Source organism: Psychrobacter sp. CLB018 (assembly GCF_041222815.1).
In the GTDB taxonomy this organism is placed as follows: Bacteria; Pseudomonadota; Gammaproteobacteria; order Pseudomonadales; family Moraxellaceae; genus Psychrobacter; species Psychrobacter faecalis.
The window spans coordinates 954,281-973,228 of the sequence record NZ_CP166085.1 but is presented as its reverse complement, the minus strand read 5'-3'; the positions used below and the strand labels follow the sequence as shown (position 1 = coordinate 973,228).

16 protein-coding genes are annotated in these 18,948 nt (G+C 42.8%); 8 read left to right on the top strand and 8 right to left on the bottom strand.

What is annotated here, in order from left to right; translation table 11 throughout:
• Positions 1–73: 73 nt before the first annotated feature.
• The 4 genes from AB8P72_RS04285 to AB8P72_RS04270 form a co-directional block, all read right to left on the bottom strand.
• Complete coding sequence (locus AB8P72_RS04285) at positions 74–862, bottom strand: CPBP family intramembrane glutamic endopeptidase (protein ID WP_225211762.1); 789 nt, start codon at positions 860–862, stop codon at positions 74–76.
• A gap of 74 nt (positions 863–936) precedes the next feature.
• A complete protein-coding gene (locus AB8P72_RS04280) occupies positions 937–1,824 on the bottom strand; it encodes an alpha/beta fold hydrolase (protein ID WP_286796996.1) in 888 nt (295 codons plus the stop codon).
• A 126-nt stretch (positions 1,825–1,950) separates the two neighbouring features.
• A complete protein-coding gene (sppA, locus tag AB8P72_RS04275; protein ID WP_198327924.1) occupies positions 1,951–3,006 on the bottom strand; it encodes a signal peptide peptidase SppA in 1,056 nt (351 codons plus the stop codon).
• 258 nt (positions 3,007–3,264) lie between these two features.
• Positions 3,265–6,342, bottom strand: coding sequence for a ComEC/Rec2 family competence protein (locus AB8P72_RS04270; RefSeq protein ID WP_369958077.1), 3,078 nt, complete (start codon positions 6,340–6,342; stop codon positions 3,265–3,267).
• 287 nt (positions 6,343–6,629) lie between these two features.
• Between AB8P72_RS04270 and AB8P72_RS04265 the strand changes: the two genes are divergently transcribed.
• Complete coding sequence (locus AB8P72_RS04265) at positions 6,630–7,208, top strand: DUF2062 domain-containing protein (RefSeq protein WP_223808538.1); 579 nt, start codon at positions 6,630–6,632, stop codon at positions 7,206–7,208.
• 109 nt (positions 7,209–7,317) lie between these two features.
• Here the strand turns inward: AB8P72_RS04265 and AB8P72_RS04260 are convergent, their stop codons facing one another.
• From AB8P72_RS04260 to AB8P72_RS04250, 3 genes are all read right to left on the bottom strand, one after another.
• Positions 7,318–7,635, bottom strand: coding sequence for a hypothetical protein (locus tag AB8P72_RS04260; protein WP_288726713.1), 318 nt, complete (start codon positions 7,633–7,635; stop codon positions 7,318–7,320).
• A 199-nt stretch (positions 7,636–7,834) separates the two neighbouring features.
• Positions 7,835–8,515 carry a lipoprotein-releasing ABC transporter ATP-binding protein LolD gene (gene lolD, locus AB8P72_RS04255; RefSeq protein WP_068408142.1) on the bottom strand — a complete coding sequence of 227 codons (681 nt, stop codon included), beginning with the start codon at positions 8,513–8,515 and terminating at the stop codon, positions 7,835–7,837.
• 51 nt (positions 8,516–8,566) lie between these two features.
• Positions 8,567–9,802, bottom strand: a complete 1,236-nt coding sequence (locus AB8P72_RS04250; protein WP_369958076.1) for a lipoprotein-releasing ABC transporter permease subunit — start codon at positions 9,800–9,802, stop codon at positions 8,567–8,569.
• Between the two features lie 461 nt (positions 9,803–10,263).
• Between AB8P72_RS04250 and AB8P72_RS04245 the strand changes: the two genes are divergently transcribed.
• On the top strand, positions 10,264–11,244 hold the full coding sequence (locus AB8P72_RS04245; RefSeq protein WP_369958075.1) for a hypothetical protein: 981 nt from the start codon (positions 10,264–10,266) through the stop codon (positions 11,242–11,244).
• Positions 11,245–11,351: 107 nt separating this feature from the next.
• Here the strand turns inward: AB8P72_RS04245 and AB8P72_RS04240 are convergent, their stop codons facing one another.
• Positions 11,352–11,741: an SCP2 sterol-binding domain-containing protein gene (locus AB8P72_RS04240; RefSeq protein WP_068408139.1), complete on the bottom strand. Its 390-nt coding sequence runs from the start codon at positions 11,739–11,741 to the stop codon at positions 11,352–11,354.
• Between the two features lie 877 nt (positions 11,742–12,618).
• Here AB8P72_RS04240 and ccoN point away from each other — a divergent pair.
• The 6 genes from ccoN (at position 12,619) to AB8P72_RS04210 (ending at position 18,774) form a co-directional block, all read left to right on the top strand.
• On the top strand, positions 12,619–14,100 hold the full coding sequence (gene ccoN / locus AB8P72_RS04235; RefSeq protein ID WP_068408137.1) for a cytochrome-c oxidase, cbb3-type subunit I: 1,482 nt from the start codon (positions 12,619–12,621) through the stop codon (positions 14,098–14,100).
• Positions 14,101–14,109: 9 nt separating this feature from the next.
• Positions 14,110–14,748, top strand: a complete 639-nt coding sequence (ccoO, locus tag AB8P72_RS04230) for a cytochrome-c oxidase, cbb3-type subunit II (RefSeq protein WP_068408135.1) — start codon at positions 14,110–14,112, stop codon at positions 14,746–14,748.
• Complete coding sequence (locus AB8P72_RS04225; protein ID WP_068408133.1) at positions 14,748–14,930, top strand: CcoQ/FixQ family Cbb3-type cytochrome c oxidase assembly chaperone; 183 nt, start codon at positions 14,748–14,750, stop codon at positions 14,928–14,930. The genes ccoO and AB8P72_RS04225 overlap by 1 nt, the downstream gene beginning before the upstream one ends.
• A complete protein-coding gene (gene ccoP, locus AB8P72_RS04220) occupies positions 14,927–16,072 on the top strand; it encodes a cytochrome-c oxidase, cbb3-type subunit III (protein ID WP_369958074.1) in 1,146 nt (381 codons plus the stop codon). Before AB8P72_RS04225 ends, ccoP begins: the two co-directional genes overlap by 4 nt.
• A 509-nt stretch (positions 16,073–16,581) precedes the next feature.
• The gene (ccoG, locus tag AB8P72_RS04215) at positions 16,582–17,994 is read left to right on the top strand and encodes a cytochrome c oxidase accessory protein CcoG (protein WP_369958073.1); all 1,413 of its coding nucleotides are present in this window, start codon (positions 16,582–16,584) and stop codon (positions 17,992–17,994) included.
• Between the two features lie 198 nt (positions 17,995–18,192).
• Positions 18,193–18,774: a FixH family protein gene (locus AB8P72_RS04210; RefSeq protein WP_191690606.1), complete on the top strand. Its 582-nt coding sequence runs from the start codon at positions 18,193–18,195 to the stop codon at positions 18,772–18,774.
• Positions 18,775–18,948 lie beyond the last annotated feature (174 nt).

The window sequence follows — 18,948 nt, the reverse complement described above, 5'->3', positions numbered from 1 at the left end:
AACAGCTAATGGGGGCATAGCTAGTTGATAAAGACATTCATCAATTAGCTATTTGACGTTTATATATAAACCTTTAACTAATTTCCGCTAAATACTGCGCCATCGCGGCGCCATTATTAATAATATGTAGCAGCATCGGTAATAGTAGCGAGCCTGATTTGATACGCGCGTAGCAAAATATCAATGCCAATACCACAATGGTGCCGATTTCATAAATACCATATTGCAAGTGAATTACCGCAAATATCACGCTGGTCACTAGGCTTGCAACTAATGCGCCGCGATGCTCTGCGTTAGGTACGTTTGAGAACTGCTCAGCAATAGCCGACCATAACAATCCACGAAATATAAGCTCTTCATAAATCGGCGCGACAATCACCATGGCAAATATCAATAACCAGACTGAGCTGACAGACTGATATAAAGGGTCGACGAAGACCAACGGTGATTCATTGAGTAGGTAAGTTAACGCTTGACTACCAATCATAAATATCAGCAATAACCCTAACATACCGATGCCAACCGACCATGAAAACGGCTTGAGCGCTAGATACTGTTTTACATTGCCGCCCCTCACCCGAATCAATAAAACGCTGACTGCCACCAGTAAGATACAGCCAATAATGATAGAAAGACTAACCACCGTACCATCATTACTACCAAAAAAGAAAATATCGCCCATAGTGGCATTCTTAGTAGCGGGCAATACCATTTTGCCTGCAATATAGACGCCGATTAATTGACTGATAAAGAACGTCACTACCATGCCTATGACTAACAGCAATGCACCCAAGCTTGAAAATAGCGGCGCAGGTTTAGATGATGTGGTCTTAATAGATACGGTGGTCGCTTTTTTTAGCATAAATCGTCACTCAAAAAAGTGTGCTAGCTGCTCACATTACATTTATCCTAACCTCGAGGATTCACAACCATCGTTTATTTTGGCAACTGCTTTTTGATAAGCTCAAGCACTTGACGCGCCACCGACTCTGGGTGCTCAAGCGGGAACATATGACCACCGGCGTGGGTTTCATAATCGATATTCAGGCGTGATTTGATTTGCTGCGGGAAGCGGCGCTTAAGAAAGATACTGTCTTCACCAATGATGAGCGTCACTGGCGGTTTAGGTGCACGGTTTGGGGTCAGCCAATACCATGACGGATTGGTACGAAACACCTCAACTTCACTGGCTTTAGGGATTGCCAGTGTGACTTTGCCGTCCGCACGCTCATGTAAACCATGCTCGATATAGCCTTGAAAACTACGCTCATCGAAATCTTTAAAAAAGCCTTTATGACGCAGCTTATCATAAGCGTCTTCGCGGCTATCCCAGACATCACGGCGATGCTTGGACACGCCCGCTGGCGACAGCTTATCCATCAAGCGATTATTCATCAGCGGTAATCTATCGGCGTTTTTTGCCAAATGCCACAGCAGGCTTACTTTGCCATAAATCCACGGTGGATCCATCAGCACCGCTTGCGCAAATATCTCCGGCGCACGGTATAACGCCTGCATAGTACACATGGCACCAAGCGAATGCCCAACGCCTACTAACTGACTCACCCCATGCTGCTCACACGTGCGTTTAACGCTATCAATAATCTGCTGGGTCAGGCTTTGCCAATGGTTATCTACTGGATAATCGGGCGTATTACCCAGCATAGGGATATATTCAATGGTAAAAAATTCAGCAAGCGGGGCAAAAAACGGCGCATAAACGGCGCTTGGCATACCATTGGCATGGGCAAAATGAATGACAGGTTTTTGGGTTATCTTAGACTTGGGTAGTGACGCAAAGGTCTGTGGATTAATGGCACTCATGACAAGCTCTCAGTAATTTAAATAGCTGTTTATTATAATAATCGAAATTTATATACAATTAAGGCTGAGCATAATCATATACTCAGCCCTAACAATCATACACATTAAATCTAAAATATAAAGCGCTTAGCGCATCTGCGCTTGACCCTCTTCTTGTGGTAACACGTCAAGCTTGATACTTGAACCAAGACCGGCGCCTAACTTAACGGCAAAGCGATCCATAAACAAGCTAAATGGGTCGGTTGGCGTATAATTAACGACGTTATCAAGCTTCAACTTCTTCTCTAAAGTCGAAATACTGCCCTTTTTGTCAGCTAAGCCAAGCTCAATCGACTGCTCACCGGTCCAAAATAGCCCTGAAAACAGTTTATTTTCCTCAGGATTTTTTAGACGATCGCCGCGACCTTCTTTGACCGCATTGATAAAGTGCTTATGAGTATTGTCCAGCACTTTTTCGACATGCTGCTCTTCATAGTCAGTCAGCGGACGTGACAAGCTTAAAATATCTTTATACTCGCCTGCGGTAATGGTGCGGTCTTTAACGCCAAATTTATCCATTAAGCCTTCGATATTATAGCTTGGCATAATTACGCCAATCGAACCGACTAAGCTTGATGGATTGACATAAATCTCATCCGCAGCTGAAGCGATATAATAAGCGCCCGAAGCACCCATATCACCAATCACCGCATAGAGTTTTTTGTCAGGATATTCTTGACGCAAATCCATCATCGTCTGCCAGATTTCATCAGACTGTACGGGTGAGCCGCCGGGCGAGTTGATGTCAAGCGCCACGGCTTTGGCATTACTGTTTTCAAAAGCGCGAGTTAAGGCCTCATTAACATCGTAAGCATTGGCGACATCACCACTACTAATCGTTCCTTGGATTTCAACCACCGCCAAATGCGGCTTACTGGTATCAACGCCTTCAAGCCCGGACGGTGTTTTGGTACTACAACCGCGACCAATGGTCAAAAATATCAATAAAATATAACCAAAGGTCAATAGCTTAAAGAAAATACTCCAGCGACGGGCGCGGCGCTGCTCAACCACACTGGCTAATAACGTATTTTCAAGCAGTCGCCACTCTTGTCCACTCGGCTGATTTTGCTGCTGCAGCGGCGCTGGCTGGTTGGCCGAGTTGTCAGGACGTTTGTTAGGGTCTGGTGGCCAGTTGGGCATATAACTTCCTAAGTCAGAAACAATGTAAAACGATAAAAGAGAGAACTAAAAACTTGATATAGCAAAAGCGTGATAGCTATTTTTACTTGTATCAATGCTTTTATAGCGCTTTGATAAAGTTGAATAAGCTACTAAGTATGGTGGCATTTCGCTCATGGTTCAATAGCAGAACTGTGAAATAGCTTGATATTATAAAGGCGACAGGTTATAGGAGCGAAGTATTTTATAAGGATAATACCAATAAGTCAGATTATAAGGTTAATCCTTACTATCGGCCTCAAAAGCTAGAGCGGCATCTAGTGGCTTATTATCATAAGTGATTATCTCATGGATTTGTTGCTGAGTTATTACCTCAGTAGAGATATGCGAGGCACTATGTCCAAGCCATGTTGTGCTGTTTATGACATTACCTAAGGTGTTGTTTAATGAGTTTTTTAAAGTGTCATTTTTAGCATTCGGTTCAATCGCACATAATAACGCCCACATTTGCCACACGCGCGGATGGGTATCGACATTTAAAATCAAACGTGATTGAGCATTTTTAATCTGAGAAGGTTGCGCTTTGTTATCGGACTGAAGTGTTTGTACTTTAGTAGCTAATGATTTAAGCGGGTCAGCAGCATTGTAGTTTATCACGTGAATAGGTAATCGACTGTCAAGTTCAAGCGTACAGTCCCAGACACTGGCATCGTTTATTTTGCTCCAACCTGTGATAGCTTGCAACGTTAAATCACCATTGGCGAGTTGCCAGGTTTTACCTTGCTCACAAGCTTGGGCACTGATGGTTGCCTGAGTTTTATTTTTACCAGATTGACTGGTCAGTTGATAAGCGCGCTGGAGCTCGGGCCAACGCTCACTACGCCCGGCTTGCCAATACTGAGCGGTTGGGAGACGTTGACTTAACTCAGCGACGGTCATTGGTAGCAGCTCGGAGTCGTTTGGCTTATAGATGGTCGGCTGCAATGACTGACGGTTGTTATTTGTCAATGTCGCTAAAGATGTCGTCAAGGCCGCGCTACTGCTTTGGACTACCATACCTTCTAGACGCTTGATAGATAAGCTGCGTAGTTGTTGCTCTAATGTCGCAGATAGCTTGTCAGCGGTTAGCGTGCTTGGCATCGTACGAGTATCATAAGGCCTATGATCGGCTAAAATTAACCAGCTAACGTTTGTCTTATTATCTTCATTATTTAGCACAGGGTATTGTAGCACCGCCGCGCTTAAATATTGGTCGCCCGTTGGCAGAATATAGAGAGTCGGAGTCATGGTTAACGACTGCTGATTGGCGTATACCGTCATAACCAGTAGCGTTAACGGCGCTAGCGCGAGCCAACGACTGATAAGGCCACGCGGTAATAGCCACGGCAACATCGCCAATAATACCATCAGCAAAATTGCCATATTCACTGGCGTATAAAGCCATACCTCTGAGAATATCGGTAACGCCGTTAGCCACGTAATGAGCTCGTGTAAATAAGCGACGAGAGCAATCACCAGTGCCCAAATAGTATCAGCTAGCGCAGGCGCGATAAGATAGCATAGCCCAGCCAGTAAATTTAGCGGTACAATCACCCAACCAAATAAGCCGATGGCAAAGAGATTAACGATAAGCCCTAACAGTGATGCCTTACCGAATAACAATAAGGTTATGGGTAATAGCGCGATAAATAGCCAAAACTGTAACTTAAACAACCTTTTAAACCCTAGCCATAAGCGTTGAATTATCTTCGCATTTTTATTGTCATTAGAGTTCGTGGTCGTTAAGCTTGCAGACTCTGTTTGACTCCATTGTCCTGAGCTATCTTCGTACTTTAATAGCAGGGCTACCGCTATAAAAGACAGCCAATATCCTGCTTGCCACAACACATACGGGTCAAACCATGCCATCAATATCGCCAGCGCCAACAATATACGCATGGTACTAATTGGCAATAGCGTTAAGCGTATCAACCCTATCGCTAATAACATCCATGCGGTACGCGCAGCAGGTACATCAAACCCAGTAAATAAGGCATAAATAAAAGCCGCGCTCATCATGACCCACCAGCGTACTTGCCAGCGCGGGACATGACGATAGAGAGAGGGATAAAAACGATTCAGCAATAACGCTACCAATCCCGCTAATACAATCGCTAAAAATAAAACATGGGTCCCTGAGATGGCCAATAAATGAGAAATGCCTGCCAGTTGATATAAATCTTTGGTATCGCGATTGATTAAACTGCGATCACCGGTCAGCAAACTCAAAGTCACCGCTTTTGCTTGCTGCTGTGCGGTAGTTTGCGCTGCCCAATCTTGATAAAAATGCTGACGTAGCTGCCAACGTCCTTGGTCGATAGCGGTACGCAAACGGTATAGATAAGAATTGTCCGCTGTAGACAATGCTGCTGAGTCATTAAACGGAATAGTTGAAGTGCTGGTCGCTAATATCGTGGCAACCCCATCGATATGTCGCCCTCGCAACCACCGATAACTATCAAACCCCGTTGGATTGTTCAGCGCTTGCTCAGAGTTAGCAAGTGGGGCTAGCGTCAAAGTCATCAATAACTGATCACCTGGCTGCAAATCATTTAAATCTATAGTCTCCGATTTATTGTCAGTACTTTTTTTAGAAGATTTTTTAGGTAGCGGCTTTTTAGAGAAAGATTTTTTTGGATAAGCATTTAGCAGTATACGATATTGTTTATTTTCGAAATATTCGAAATTATCTCCGTTTAAGTTATTTTCTTTATTGCTTAGGCTATTATCAGTCACCTCTTTATAATTGGCATTGTAATTTACGCTCAGTTTGTCCAAATCCTGCGACGTTAGCTCGGACAGTAAAGGCGATATATGGCTAATGGTAGCAACCTGCCGATAGCCACTATTACTTGCGTCATCATAGACACTATCACTGATGCCTTCGATGCTCACCAACGCTTGCACGCGCACAGTTTGTTTGATGGCATTACTTTGCGCCTGTTGCTGACTTATCAAAGCGAGCAGCCCACTACCAGTAATCAGCGCTAACGCTAATACTGTCGTTAATAAATAATGAGCAAATTTATAGAGTAATGGTGATGTAGAAGATGGGGTTTTAGCAGAATTTTGAACAGCAAGATTTTGAGCAGAGGAATTTTTAGAAACCCCTTTTTTAGCGTCAATCGAGGGTGCAAGCGCAATGTAACGCTGATTGATAAATAGCAGAACAATGGTCAAAGCCATTAATAATAACGGCAAGATAGAAGATGTGCTGAGGTCTGGTAATAAGGAGCCAATAGGCAGCGGAATAGTATCCGCGACGGCCAAAACCCCCATCATAACGATGATTATCAAGCTACCAATTAACCAGTACACCAGCGCTCCTCGCTTGCTTGATAGCTCGTCCATTGCATATAATTTGCATGATGGATAATGACCGTTCTAAACATTGAACCAACCACCAAGTGCGCAAACCGTCAAGCGATGGCATTTATGTGGCTATTACCCTATACTTACCAGAAATATTGCAATAGTGATTATTCAACATTATCTAGCCGCTTTTCTGATAACATTTATAGCTATATTTTTTATTAATAATATCACTGTATATCAGCCCATCAATATGATTGAGCGGGTTGAAGTTAACATGTAAAGGCGATTCTGTGCCAAACAAACGTCTAAAAGACCTACTCCCTACCCCTGAAAAAATCTTAGAAAGTCGCTCATTAAAACTATTTGCGCCGCAACTTGCCGACCCGCGTTTATGGCATTTTAATCGCCATAGTTTAAATAAAGCGGTTTATATAGGCGTGCTCAGCGCATTTTTCCCGTTGCCAGGACAGATGTTGCTGGCCTTAATCGGCGCGCTTATTTTTCGTGCCAATGTGCCGATGGCGCTTGGTCTGACTTGGATTACTAACCCGCTGACGACTCTGCCGGTGTTTTATGCTGGCTACTATATCGGTGCCAAAATCCTTGATGTGCCGATGATTAGCTTGCGCATTATCGGTCGCATGATTTCAGATTTTACCTTATGGATTATCTCTGATGGCGCCAATCCTTTTATTACTTATAAAGGTACGGTATCTATCGCCGCTTTTTGTCTAGGATTAACAATTTTAGCGGTCATCAGCAGTATTGTCTGTGGACTGGCGTTTAAAGCCATCTGGCGCTATAAAACTGTCACCAGCTGGCAAAAACGTCAGAAAGACTCTGCTGAAAAAACCAGCAAGCATGAATAGCCTTAATTATTAATAATCGATCTTGCCACGTCAGTCATCTTATAAAAATAGCAGCATTTTATAAAGTTGGAAATATCTTATAAAATCATTACCCAATTCGTAAGCGACCTTATAACTCGCCTTCTTCCTCTTTATGCTTGTCGATAGCGTTTTTAACATTATCAGCCAGATTATTATCCATCACAAAGATATCTATCACCTTCTCATCTTTTAGCAGCGTATAACGTTTTCCCGTGGCGCTATCTTGTGCCTTTAAATCGTAATCTGCACCCGCTAAAGTAATTGAGTCAAAAACCGGCGTCAGTAAGTCTATTTGTGCTTGTCTATCAATGGTGTTAAACAGCGTCGGATCCATATAAGGCTTTAGTGGTTCGTTACCTTCTTCAGCACTGCCAAACGCTTCAATCGGATCATCATTTTTATCCATTTCATTATTCCTTATTTAGCATTTTAGTTATGATTTTATCTATTCGTTAAGTTTGCTAGATACAGTCTGTTTTTTGAGTTGCTTTTATCAGTAATTTTTATAGTCAGTAGCTTTTATAAAAAAGCCTAATCGTATCATGCTGATTATCAGTAACAGCAATTCTACAGTTTATTGGAAAAAAGTATTAAAAATGACGCCTTTAGTAATCTTCCCAATGTCCATTACGGAGCAGGAGCTGACGGTCAGCAAGGGCTGCCAAACTACGGTCATGCGTCACCATCAATAGCGCGGTTTGCATGGTGCTTTGAAGCTCGGATAACAGCCCAAATACGCTTTGCGCGTTGTCATAATCCAAATTACCAGTCGGCTCATCAGCCAAAATAAGTGATGGTTTGGTCACAAGCGCGCGAGCAATCGCCACACGTTGACGCTCACCGCCTGATAGCTCACCGGGTCTGTGCGCCAAACGATGCTCCAAACCGACACTTTTTAAAATATCTATTGCTTGTTGACGTGCCTCGGTCGTCGATACTTTTGGGCGCATCAGTAGCGGCATAGCAACGTTTTCAACCGCGGTAAATTCGGCTAACAAATGGTGAAACTGATAAATAAACCCCAAGTGTTTATTACGCATCGCCCCGCGCTCGGTCTCATTCATACTATTTAATAGCTGCCCGTGTAGCCAAACCTCCCCGCTACTTGGGGTATCAAGTCCGCCGAGTAAATGCAGCAAGGTACTTTTTCCCGAACCACTGGTACCGACAATCGCAATGCGCTCACCAGCATTGACGGTCAAATCCAGACCGGTCAATACTTGCGTGCTCACCGCCCCTTCATCATAAATTTTATTAATATTGGTCGCTTTTAAAATTTCAGACATGGTACTTCCTTTGTTTTATTTATCATAGCATTGACGATTGACGCCTGTAGACTACTCGTAACGCAACGTTTGCGCAGGCTGAATTTTCGCCGCTCGGCGCGCTGGATAAATGGTCGCCAAAAAGCTCAGTATAAATGATGCACTGGTAATCAGCACCACATCGGTCAAACGCAGCTGCGATGGCAGATAATTTACAAAGTAAGCATCAAACAAATTGAGGCCAAAGGTTTGATTGATAAAGCCCAAAATATCACTGACGGTCAGGGCAAAGATAACACCAAGTATCGTGCCCGCAATGGTACCAATAAAGCCGATAACGATGCCCTGTACCATAAACACATGGGTAATCAGACGCGGTGAAGCGCCAAAGGTTTTTAAAATAGCAATGTCTGCTTTTTTGTCAGTGACTAGCATCACCAAACTTGAAACGATATTGAAAGCGGCTACAAGGATAATTAAAAACAGCAGCAAGCCAACCATGGCTTTTTCCATTTGGATGGCACCAAATAAGTTGCCGTGCGTTTGCGTCCAATCGCTAGGATAAAGCTTGTTAGGCGCAATAGCTGCTGCTTTTTGGGCCGCCATCGGTGCGTTAAAGATATCGTCAAGCTTCATACGAATACCCTGCGCGCCCTCTGGTAGACGCAGTAATTTTGCCGCATCACCCATCGGAATAAACGCCATTAAGCTATCTACCTCGGGACTGATGGTAAAAATACCTGTCAAAGTAAAACGCTTGAAGCGCGGTATCACACCCGCTGGTGATGGCGACGCTTCTGGCAATACCAACGTCACTTTATCGCCTAAGCGCAGCCCCAACGATTGCACCATCTCTTCACCAAGAACAATACTGAATTCACCGTTTTGCAGTGTATCAATACTGCCTTCTACCATGTGCTCGTTGATGATAGAAACGTTTTTCTCATACTCTGGATCAACGCCGGTGACCATAATCCCAGCCACTTGACCGTTGGAGGTCAGCATACCTTGCAGCTGAATAAAGGGTGCGACGGCAGCAACTTCGGGATCTTCTTTAATTTTACCAGCTACCTCTTTCCAATCACCGATAATCTCGGTTGAAATAACCGTCGCTTGTGGCACCATACCCAAAATACGCGTTTTGAGCTCGCGATCAAAACCATTCATGACCGATAGCACCGTAATCAGTACCGCCACGCCAAGCGTCAGTCCAATCATTGAAATCAGCGATATAAAGGAAATAAAACCATTACTACGCTCTGCTCGGGTGTACCGTAAGCCGATAAATAACGCTAAAGGACGAAACATATTCAAACTCTTTATCTTATCTACGTGCGACTTTATTTATGTTATAAAATCCAATGCAGCAACCGCCTTTTAGTATGACACTCACTAAGGCTGTTGCCGCAAAAACATATCAATCGAACAAAAAACAGGGGATTATGAGCAGCAAAATACCGCTGTCAAAAGGGAGCTAGTTTGACACAATTTGACTTATATGTGCCAGTCATTAGCGCAAACTGCCAGTATTTTTTAATAAAAATTCAACTTTTCATATTATTTTTCGCGAGGGGCTTGCTATTAGTTGCGTCTATACCTATATATTGTATGCTAAGGACAATTGTCATTAACCCCTCATTGTTGTTTGCTGCCTCTTTACTGACGACATTGCTGGTTATCATAAACCAATCCGCTCATATATTGGATAATGGTCAGCAATCACAGTTTTAGACCCAAACCTCATGGCTGACTTAAGTTTGAGTATATTCATGACCATTAATTATCAATATAAAAATATCCAATCCCCCACCAAAATCATTCTATCTGACGAGCAGTCTGCCGGTCACGCCGATCATTGGCGCATTTTGACCGATGACATGAGTCAAGACGTGCCAGAATGGCTGCAAAAGATGATTGAAAAAGCTGCTATGCCGAAAGGGCTTAACAGCAATGTCAGTGCCAAAGACAGCTGTTTATTGCTATCTGAAGACCAGCCTTGTCATATCAATCAAGTGCTGGCGATGAAAGATAGCAAGCCTGAATGCTTTATTAATGCCTACCCTTGTGTCGATAGCCCTTATGGGCTGACGTGTAAAATTGAACGTATGATTGTCAATGACAATACCCATGATGCGGTCTTACGCTTACGCACCGCTGATGGCAGCATTATTTATGCTTTCGACCAGCTTTATACCGCCAACCGTCATTTATATCAGCAGGATATGGCGTATTATGTGAATTTTAGTGCTTGGGCGCATGAGATTAAGCTTAGCGAACAAGACGAAGTGATTATGGTCGAAGACCAAGAAGCCATTCGCTACCATCGCGCTTTTAACGACATTGTCGCCGCCAACGATGGAAAAATGCCCGTTGATTTACAAGAGCAAATCAAAGCGTGGCAGCCAGAGACCAAAGAACAAATGGCGCCCGTCGAGATTAATCTTGGTCATATGTGCGCGTATTTGTTCGGCGATACCATAGGGCAAGAAGACGAAGCGTGGTGTCAAGGTCAGGTACTCGGTAAGCAAGAAACACTATTTAATGGCCAGACCATCATCTTATTTGATGTGGTGGTACTACGAGAGCAAGATGCCGACCCGTTTGTCATTCGTATCGGCGCACCTAAAACCGAAGCCACCGCTGCTATTGAAGTGCATGACTATGTACAGGCGAATATCTGGTTACAAGCGGCGATTTACAAAGAAAATCAAAAACCACAAACAACTGCGCAACAATCAAAAGCCAGTTAATTTAGAAGTTACTTTACTGTTAAATTCTCCGACGAAAAAGCCCTTAATTCATATTAAGGGCTTTTTTTATGATAAACGTTATTGATACAAAAATGAAAAACAGGCCATTAAGCTAAAGTAGTCATTGACTTGATATTACTATAAAGCTCTTTTTGCTCCGCACTTGGGCGCGCGGTTTGTACTGCCATCAATTGTGACATATCACCTTCGACACGAATTTTACCGGCCATAAAAGCGCCCATGATTTCATTGGTATCAAAGTTGGTAATGATAGATTGCAGCAGGCTACGATCCAACAATAAGGTTGTGGTTGCCTTATCATTCAAACCGCGATGCAGTAAGCCGTCAGCAAAGCTTGCTTCGATATCTTGCTCCGTATCGGTAACTTTTAAGTTCACCACCATATTAGCAAGCGCTGGTGGTAAATTTAATTCACCGGCTTCTTGACCCATTTTCTCAACTTGCTCAAACCATTCGTCTGTCAAAAAAACTGCCATATTATTATCCTTAATACCTATTATTTATGAGGTTATTTATGAAGGTAGGCTTGTGCCAGCATACGGCTAAGCCTAACCACTATTTAAAAGTTCAAAATATTCGTTAATATCAGTATAAAGCACTTGGTTAGCGATAATACAAGGCGTCATTATAAGGTGCGATTCGATGATAAGTAAAACTTATTTATAGCGCAAATGCTGCTATTGTTACAAAACCATCGCTTAATTGTATTTTTTGCGCCAAAAAGCACTATCTTTTTTCACCCCTAGAATAGTAGGGAAATTGGGTATAAAATAGGTGTATAACGCTGAAAGATTATATCGTTCATAACTATTTTTACCAAAGAGTTTGTATTTTGGCGCATAGTTCTGATGATATTTGATTAGGTTTGCGTTACAATACCCTTAAACAGAGTCGGGAGTTTTAACTAAACATTACGTAAACATGGTTTTTGTCAGCCGCCGCTAGCATACATTGATGGTGTATAAGTTTTTTATCACCGATTGAATATCAGTATCTATCTTCGTTCATACTGGCTTTTTAGCAGTAATAATTAAGATACATACTCAGCCTCAATAGATGTTTGATGCTCAAGGAAGGCACATTATCTTATCAAATTTAACCGTTTATTATTTATTAATCATCCTATTATCGTCCAGCTGTGAGCGCCGTGCATTTATATCGCCGCCCTCTACTCAGCAGTAACCGCTGATAACTAGTGTAGGTTTGACTTAATAGTAAATAAGGTCTCGATAATAAGATTTGGCAAAAACAACATGTACCGCAACCATAATCTGCTTATAATTTTTTATAATATAGAGGCTGCGGAGAGTTAGTTAATTCTGTTGATAATTCGGGCTGTAAAGGAATCATCCAATGAGTTTACAAAACACAGCAGTCGCCCCAATTGACCGTGAGTATGAAATCACTGTCGTAAGATTCTTTACGATAATGGCCGTGATATGGGGCATCGTCGGCATGAGTATTGGTGTGTTCATTGCTTCACAGTTAGCATGGCCAGCACTAAACTTTGACATTCCATGGCTGACATTCAGTCGTCTAAGACCGCTACACACTAACGCGGTTATCTTTGCATTCGGTGGCTCTGCCCTGTTCGCAACCTCTTATTACGTGGTACAGCGTACCTGTAAGACGAGACTATTCGCCCCTTATTTAGCTTGGTTTACCTTTTGGGGTTGGCAAGCGGTTATCGTCGCAGCGGTGATTACTCTTCCTTTAGGTCTGACATCGACCAAGGAATACGCTGAGCTTGAGTGGCCAATCGATATCTTGATTGCTTTGGTATGGATTTCTTATGCCATTGTGTTCTTCGGTACCCTCATCAAACGTAGAACTTCACACATTTATGTGGCTAACTGGTTCTTTGGCGCATTTATTATTACGATTGCTCTACTGCATATCGTAAATAGTATGGCCATCCCGGTTAGCGCGTTTAAATCTTACTCATTATTTGGCGGTGCGACCGATGCGATGGTGCAGTGGTGGTACGGGCATAATGCGGTAGGTTTTTACTTAACAGCTGCGTTCCTTGGGATGATGTATTACTTCGTTCCAGTTCAGATTGGTCGTCCTATTTATTCTTATCGTTTGTCTATCGTTCACTTTTGGGCATTGATTGCTTCATATATGTGGGCTGGTGGTCACCATTTGCATTATTCAGCGCTTCCAGATTGGACGCAGTCTCTAGCAATGGTATTCTCAATCATCCTATTTGCGCCATCTTGGGGCGGTATGATTAACGGTGTCCTAACGCTATCAGGCAGTTGGGATAAGCTGCGTACCGATCCGATCATTCGCTTTATGATTGTGGCATTGTCGTTCTATGCAATGTCAACGTTTGAAGGTCCGATGATGTCTATTAAGACCGTCAACGCGTTATCGCATAACACGGACTGGACAGTCGGTCACGTACACTCAGGTGCACTTGGCTGGGTTGGTATGATTACCATTGGTTCGCTATATGTATTGTTACCACGTATCTATAACAAACCAAAAATGTATTCTATTAGCTTAATCACCACGCATTTCTGGTTAGCAACAGCGGGTACTATCTTCTATATCGTTTCTATGTGGATTTCAGGTATCGGCCAAGGCATGATGTGGCTTGCGACCAATCCAGATGGTACGTTGGTATATAGCTTCGTTGATACCGTTGAGTTCTCACATTTCCCATATATTGGTCGTGCTTTTGGTGGCCTATTGTATGTATCGGGTATGGTTGTTATGGCCTATAACGTTTATAAAACACTTAAGATGCCAGAAGGTAAGCCTGTTGATATCGCAGATCCTACTGATCATGAACCTAGTGTTGATAAACCTTCGGCAGCTAACGTATAAGGAGCGATCATGTCTGGTACACCGCATGAAATTATTGAAAAAAATACAGGCTTGTTGGTTATCGGTATTGTTATTGCCATTAGCTTTGCAACGCTCGTTGAAATCGTACCGCTGATTTATGATAACAAGGGTCCTGAAGAAGGTGGGGTAAACGCTCCCCTTCCCGCCATGGAGCCATGGACCGCACTTGAGTTTGAAGGTCGTGACATCTATATTCGTGAAGGCTGTCACGTCTGTCATACGCAAATGGTGCGTCCATTGCGTGCGGAAGTTGAGCGTTATGGACCTTACTCACGTGCTGCTGAATCCACGTGGGATCACCCATTCTTATGGGGTTCTAAACGTACTGGTCCTGACTTGGCACGTGTTGGTGGACGTTATTCTGAAGATTGGCAAAAACAACATCTTATCGATCCACGTTCATTAGTACCTGAATCTGTAATGCCTGGTTTCCCTTGGCTTGCAACCAATGAAGTAAACGGTACCAATGTGCAAACTAAAATGCGTCTATTCCGTGATCAGTTTGGTGTGCCTTACACTGAAGAAGATATCGAAGGAGCGCCAGATGCGGTACTTGGCGCCACTGAGCTTGATGCTCTGGTTGCCTACTTACAGCAATTGGGTACCGCGATGGAAGGACAGCGCTAATGGGTATTGGTGAATTACAAACAATTGCGACCGTTTCTGCTTTTATTGCCTTCGTGGGCGTTGCATGGTGGGCGTATTCGCCAAAAAACAAAAAACGCTTCGAAGAAGATGCACAACTTGCGCTTGATGACAAAGATAAAGAAGCTTTGGCTGAAGAGCAGCGCAATAAGGATAAACGATGACATTTTTTTGGAGTTCTTGGATCACCATACTAAGTATTATGTGTTGGGCGGGTATCCTCGGCGTCTTACTAATGGTGTTGAAATACAAGCCAGAAGTAGAAGAAGACGGTACTACTGGGCACACTTACGACGGTATTCAAGAATACGATAAGCCACTGCCTAAATGGTGGTTAGTGATATTTTTTGGCTCGATCATTTGGGCTGTTGCATACTGGATATTTTTCCCTGCTATCTTTCCATCAAAATGGGAAGGTATCACGACTGTAGAAGTAGATGGCGAAACCGTGCCATGGACCTCGCATAACGAGTTAGCAAGCGAGCTTGAAAGTAATAATAAGGTGTTTACCGATAACTTTGAGCAAAACATTTTGGCTAAAGCAGATGCTAGCGGTGCGACTAAAACGCTAGCAACGCTATCTGAGATGCAAGCAACCATGCGTCGCAGTGAAACACCACCTGCGAATCTGCAAACTGAGATTGATGAAAAAATCGCTGAGCTTGCACCGTACGTTGAAAAACTTGCTGAAAATCCGAATGCGCTAAAAGTCGGTAGTCGCTTGTTCTTACAGAATTGTGCTGTCTGTCACGGCTCTAATGCGAAAGGTGCGCTAGGCTACCCTAACTTAACCGATAATGACTGGTTATATGGCGGTGAAGCTTCACATATCCTAACGACGCTACATAATGGTCGTGTTGGTGGTATGGCAGCTTGGCGTGACCAACTTGGTGAAGATGGTGTGCGTGCAGCGGCTGAATATGTCTTGTCAATCTCTGGTAACCAACCAGGTTATGAGCTTGACCAAGCTAAAGTTGCTCAAGGTAAAGCCATTTTCCATGAGCCTACTAACTGCGTGCTTTGTCATGGTGAAGACGCTAAAGGTATGATCTCTACTGGGGCGCCAAACTTGACTGATAACATCTGGTTATATGGCGGCGATCGCGAAAGTATTCGTGATACCATTCGTTATGGCCGTGCCGGTGTGATGCCAGAATGGGAAACCAAACTGGGTAATGAGCGTATTATGCTGCTTGCTGCGTATGTTTATTCTCTATCAGACAGAACGCCTCAGCCTGCTAAAGCGCAGCCTGTTTCTGCCGCTGCACCAAAAGCAGCAACACCTGAAACGGCAGTTGCAAACTAAGCACATTTAGTCAGTTGTATATCGTAAATAAGTAGTATTTAACAAAGGGAGGACTGTTATTGCAGTTCTCCCTTTTTACTTATTTATCAGTTTTATGTTTTATTAATAAATTCTGCCTACGAGCAACTCGCAAAATCAAACTGCTGATAGATTTAATACGTTTTATGCTCTATCACCACTGGTTTTGATATTTATTAGGCTTAATAGTGATATGCTCTTCGTCTATCAATAAGTTGTAGATAAGTATTGCTTTTTAACATTCTCACCCCATTTATAGTAGGGAAACTGCTAAAATAGCAATCGAGTAGAAACACTATAGAATCATCTATTTAAGCATATTTTAATCCTTTATTTACAATCGCTCATTTGGTAGCAAGCTCGGATACTTTTTTTGGTATGAGACTTGCTACTTACTGACATTGATAACATCGCACACCCATATACCTAGCCATTCAAGGTATTTGTTCATCATGCCAGCAGACTGATTCTTTTTTTAAAGAGGCACGTTTATGTCAGCACAACCATCCAATAAAATTCCTGTCGTTGAGGTGGATCTTAACGCCAATAAAAAACGCGTTCACCCTAGATTTATCACCGGATTTTACCAAAATATCCGCGTGATTAGCATGTATGCGTTATTGGCATTATTTTTGATTTTACCGTGGATAAGGTATAACGGCAGGCAAGCTATCTGGTTCGATGTGCCGTCGCAGCATTATTATATTTTTGGTATGACGTTTCTGACCCAAGACTTTTACTTTCTTGCCGTCTTTGCGCTTATTGCGGCGTTTGCGCTATTTATGGTGACGGTATATGCAGGACGGGTTTGGTGTGGTTATGCCTGTCCGCAAACCATTTGGACGCATATGTTCCAATACGTTGAAAAAATAGTGATTGGCGATCGCAATAAACGCATCAAGTTTGACAAAGAACCTATGAATGCTAAAAAAGTCTTCAAGCGTTTCTTAATCTACTTTATTTGGTTTGTATTTTCGATGATTACGGCGATGACGTTTGTCAGTTATGTATCAGGGACAGAAGCTCTATATAGTAGTTGGCAAATGTTAGGGGGTGTTATCCCCTTCCCTGACTGGTCAACTTGGATATGGGTATCGATATTTATTTTCGCTTTTTCAACTTACGTCAATGCAGGCTACATGCGTGAGCAGATGTGTATCCAAATCTGTCCGTATGGCCGCTTCCAAAGCGTGATGTTTGATAAAGATACCTTGATTGTTTCTTATGATTATGAACGCGGTGAACCTCGCGGCGCCCGTAAAAAAGGCACCCATCCTGAGAATTTAGGCGACTGTATTGACTGTACGATGTGTGTGCAAGTATGCCCAACAGGTATCGATATTCGTGATGGTTTGCAGGTTGCGTGTATCCAGTGTGCCGCCTGTGTCGATGCTTGTAATGATGTAATGGATAAAGTTGGCTACCCACGTGGCTTGATTCGTTATACCACAGAGCGGCAATTGGTCGAAAAAGAGCCAAGCCGTGTATTACGCCCGCGCTTTTTTGCTTATTTAACCTTGCTTGCGGTACTTTGTGGCGGTGTGGTTTATGCATTGACAGACCGCGTACCGTTAGAGATTGATATTCGCCGTGACCGTAATCAGTTGTCGTCATTGAATCAACAAGGCATGATTGAAAACAGCTATATCGTTAAATTGACCAACAAAACCCAAAGTGCACACACTTATAAAATAAGCCTTGAGCCACAAGAGGGCTTGAGCTTAGGCGTACGCTTTAATGATGTGCCATTAGAAGCAGGCGAAAGCTTTGATATGCCAGTCAGTATTTATGGCGACCCTGAGGTGATTGAGTTTGGTCAAACGCCGATTACTTTAACAGTAGCCAGCGAAGATGGTAAATATAATGTGAGTAAACAAAATATCTTTACCACGCAAGGGCAGTAATTATTGAGTATGTAGTTGCTTTTATCTATTCATCCGCTCGTTAGTGGCACTTAGTCAAAGGCTAATTATCATTGACTTGCGGGTGAAGTATTTATCATTAAACTGGCTGCTCTGAGCCGTCGGTTTATTTTTTGATAGCGTTTATAATAAGCTGACAAACCGCACTTTATAAACGAGTATCTGATTAATAGGTATGTTATGTCTAGTCCAGCACCGAACTTTAAGCATCAAGACAGCCAACCATGGTACAAAAACTATATGGTGGTTATCTTTGTCATTGGCATGCCAGCTTTTGTAGTAATCGCTTGCATTTGGTTTGTTTATTATTCTTATCAAATCCGTGATAGCGTGGTACGCGACGATTGGTATATGGATGGCAAAACCCTATATCATGACGTCTCACGCGACAAGCTCACCTATGATTTAGATTTACATGGCAAGATGCAGTTTGCCGATAATGGCGATGTCGTGTTTTATCTCAATTATCCTGAGCAAAGCTTGCAGTCTGGTAAATTATTAAACGGTGAGCCTTTGACCTATCCTGATTCTTTAGAGTTGTCTATCTCGCACGCCACTGACATTAAAAAAGACCGCGATGCGGTACTCAAACATCAAGAAGGTAACAAGTACACGGCGCAAGTCGATTTGGATGACGTAAAAGGCAAATATTATTTGCAAGTCAGTTATGATGGAAAGAATGATTGGCGCATGCAGGATGTGGCAAAATTACCACGCCCTGAGGTGAGTTTTAACCCTCTACCCGTTTTTGCCAAAAGTTAATTGTTAAGGTTAAATAAATACAAAAAAAACCAGCCATTAGTGAATAATGCGCTGGTTTTTTTTGTTGGTAATTTTATAAAAACATAGTGAGTAAAAAGTAATATCGATACATCACGCACTGCTGATTTCAGTTTTTCTTGCTTGCTGTACCTGCGCAGACAGAGGCTACAAAAA

What these genes read in the sequence shown, in the direction of transcription:
- AB8P72_RS04285 (WP_225211762.1), bottom strand. Translation starts at nt 862, where the DNA reads ATGCTAAAAAAAGCGACCACCGTATCTATTAAGACCACATCATCTAAA.
- AB8P72_RS04280 (WP_286796996.1), bottom strand. Translation starts at nt 1,824, where the DNA reads ATGAGTGCCATTAATCCACAGACCTTTGCGTCACTACCCAAGTCTAAG.
- sppA (WP_198327924.1), bottom strand. Translation starts at nt 3,006, where the DNA reads ATGCCCAACTGGCCACCAGACCCTAACAAACGTCCTGACAACTCGGCC.
- AB8P72_RS04260 (WP_288726713.1), bottom strand. Translation starts at nt 7,635, where the DNA reads ATGGATAAAAATGATGATCCGATTGAAGCGTTTGGCAGTGCTGAAGAA.
- lolD (WP_068408142.1), bottom strand. Translation starts at nt 8,515, where the DNA reads ATGTCTGAAATTTTAAAAGCGACCAATATTAATAAAATTTATGATGAA.
- AB8P72_RS04250 (WP_369958076.1), bottom strand. Translation starts at nt 9,802, where the DNA reads ATGTTTCGTCCTTTAGCGTTATTTATCGGCTTACGGTACACCCGAGCA.
- AB8P72_RS04245 (WP_369958075.1), top strand. Translation starts at nt 10,264, where the DNA reads ATGACCATTAATTATCAATATAAAAATATCCAATCCCCCACCAAAATC.
- AB8P72_RS04240 (WP_068408139.1), bottom strand. Translation starts at nt 11,741, where the DNA reads ATGGCAGTTTTTTTGACAGACGAATGGTTTGAGCAAGTTGAGAAAATG.
- ccoN (WP_068408137.1), top strand. Translation starts at nt 12,619, where the DNA reads ATGAGTTTACAAAACACAGCAGTCGCCCCAATTGACCGTGAGTATGAA.
- ccoO (WP_068408135.1), top strand. Translation starts at nt 14,110, where the DNA reads ATGTCTGGTACACCGCATGAAATTATTGAAAAAAATACAGGCTTGTTG.
- AB8P72_RS04225 (WP_068408133.1), top strand. Translation starts at nt 14,748, where the DNA reads ATGGGTATTGGTGAATTACAAACAATTGCGACCGTTTCTGCTTTTATT.
- ccoP (WP_369958074.1), top strand. Translation starts at nt 14,927, where the DNA reads ATGACATTTTTTTGGAGTTCTTGGATCACCATACTAAGTATTATGTGT.
- ccoG (WP_369958073.1), top strand. Translation starts at nt 16,582, where the DNA reads ATGTCAGCACAACCATCCAATAAAATTCCTGTCGTTGAGGTGGATCTT.
- AB8P72_RS04210 (WP_191690606.1), top strand. Translation starts at nt 18,193, where the DNA reads ATGTCTAGTCCAGCACCGAACTTTAAGCATCAAGACAGCCAACCATGG.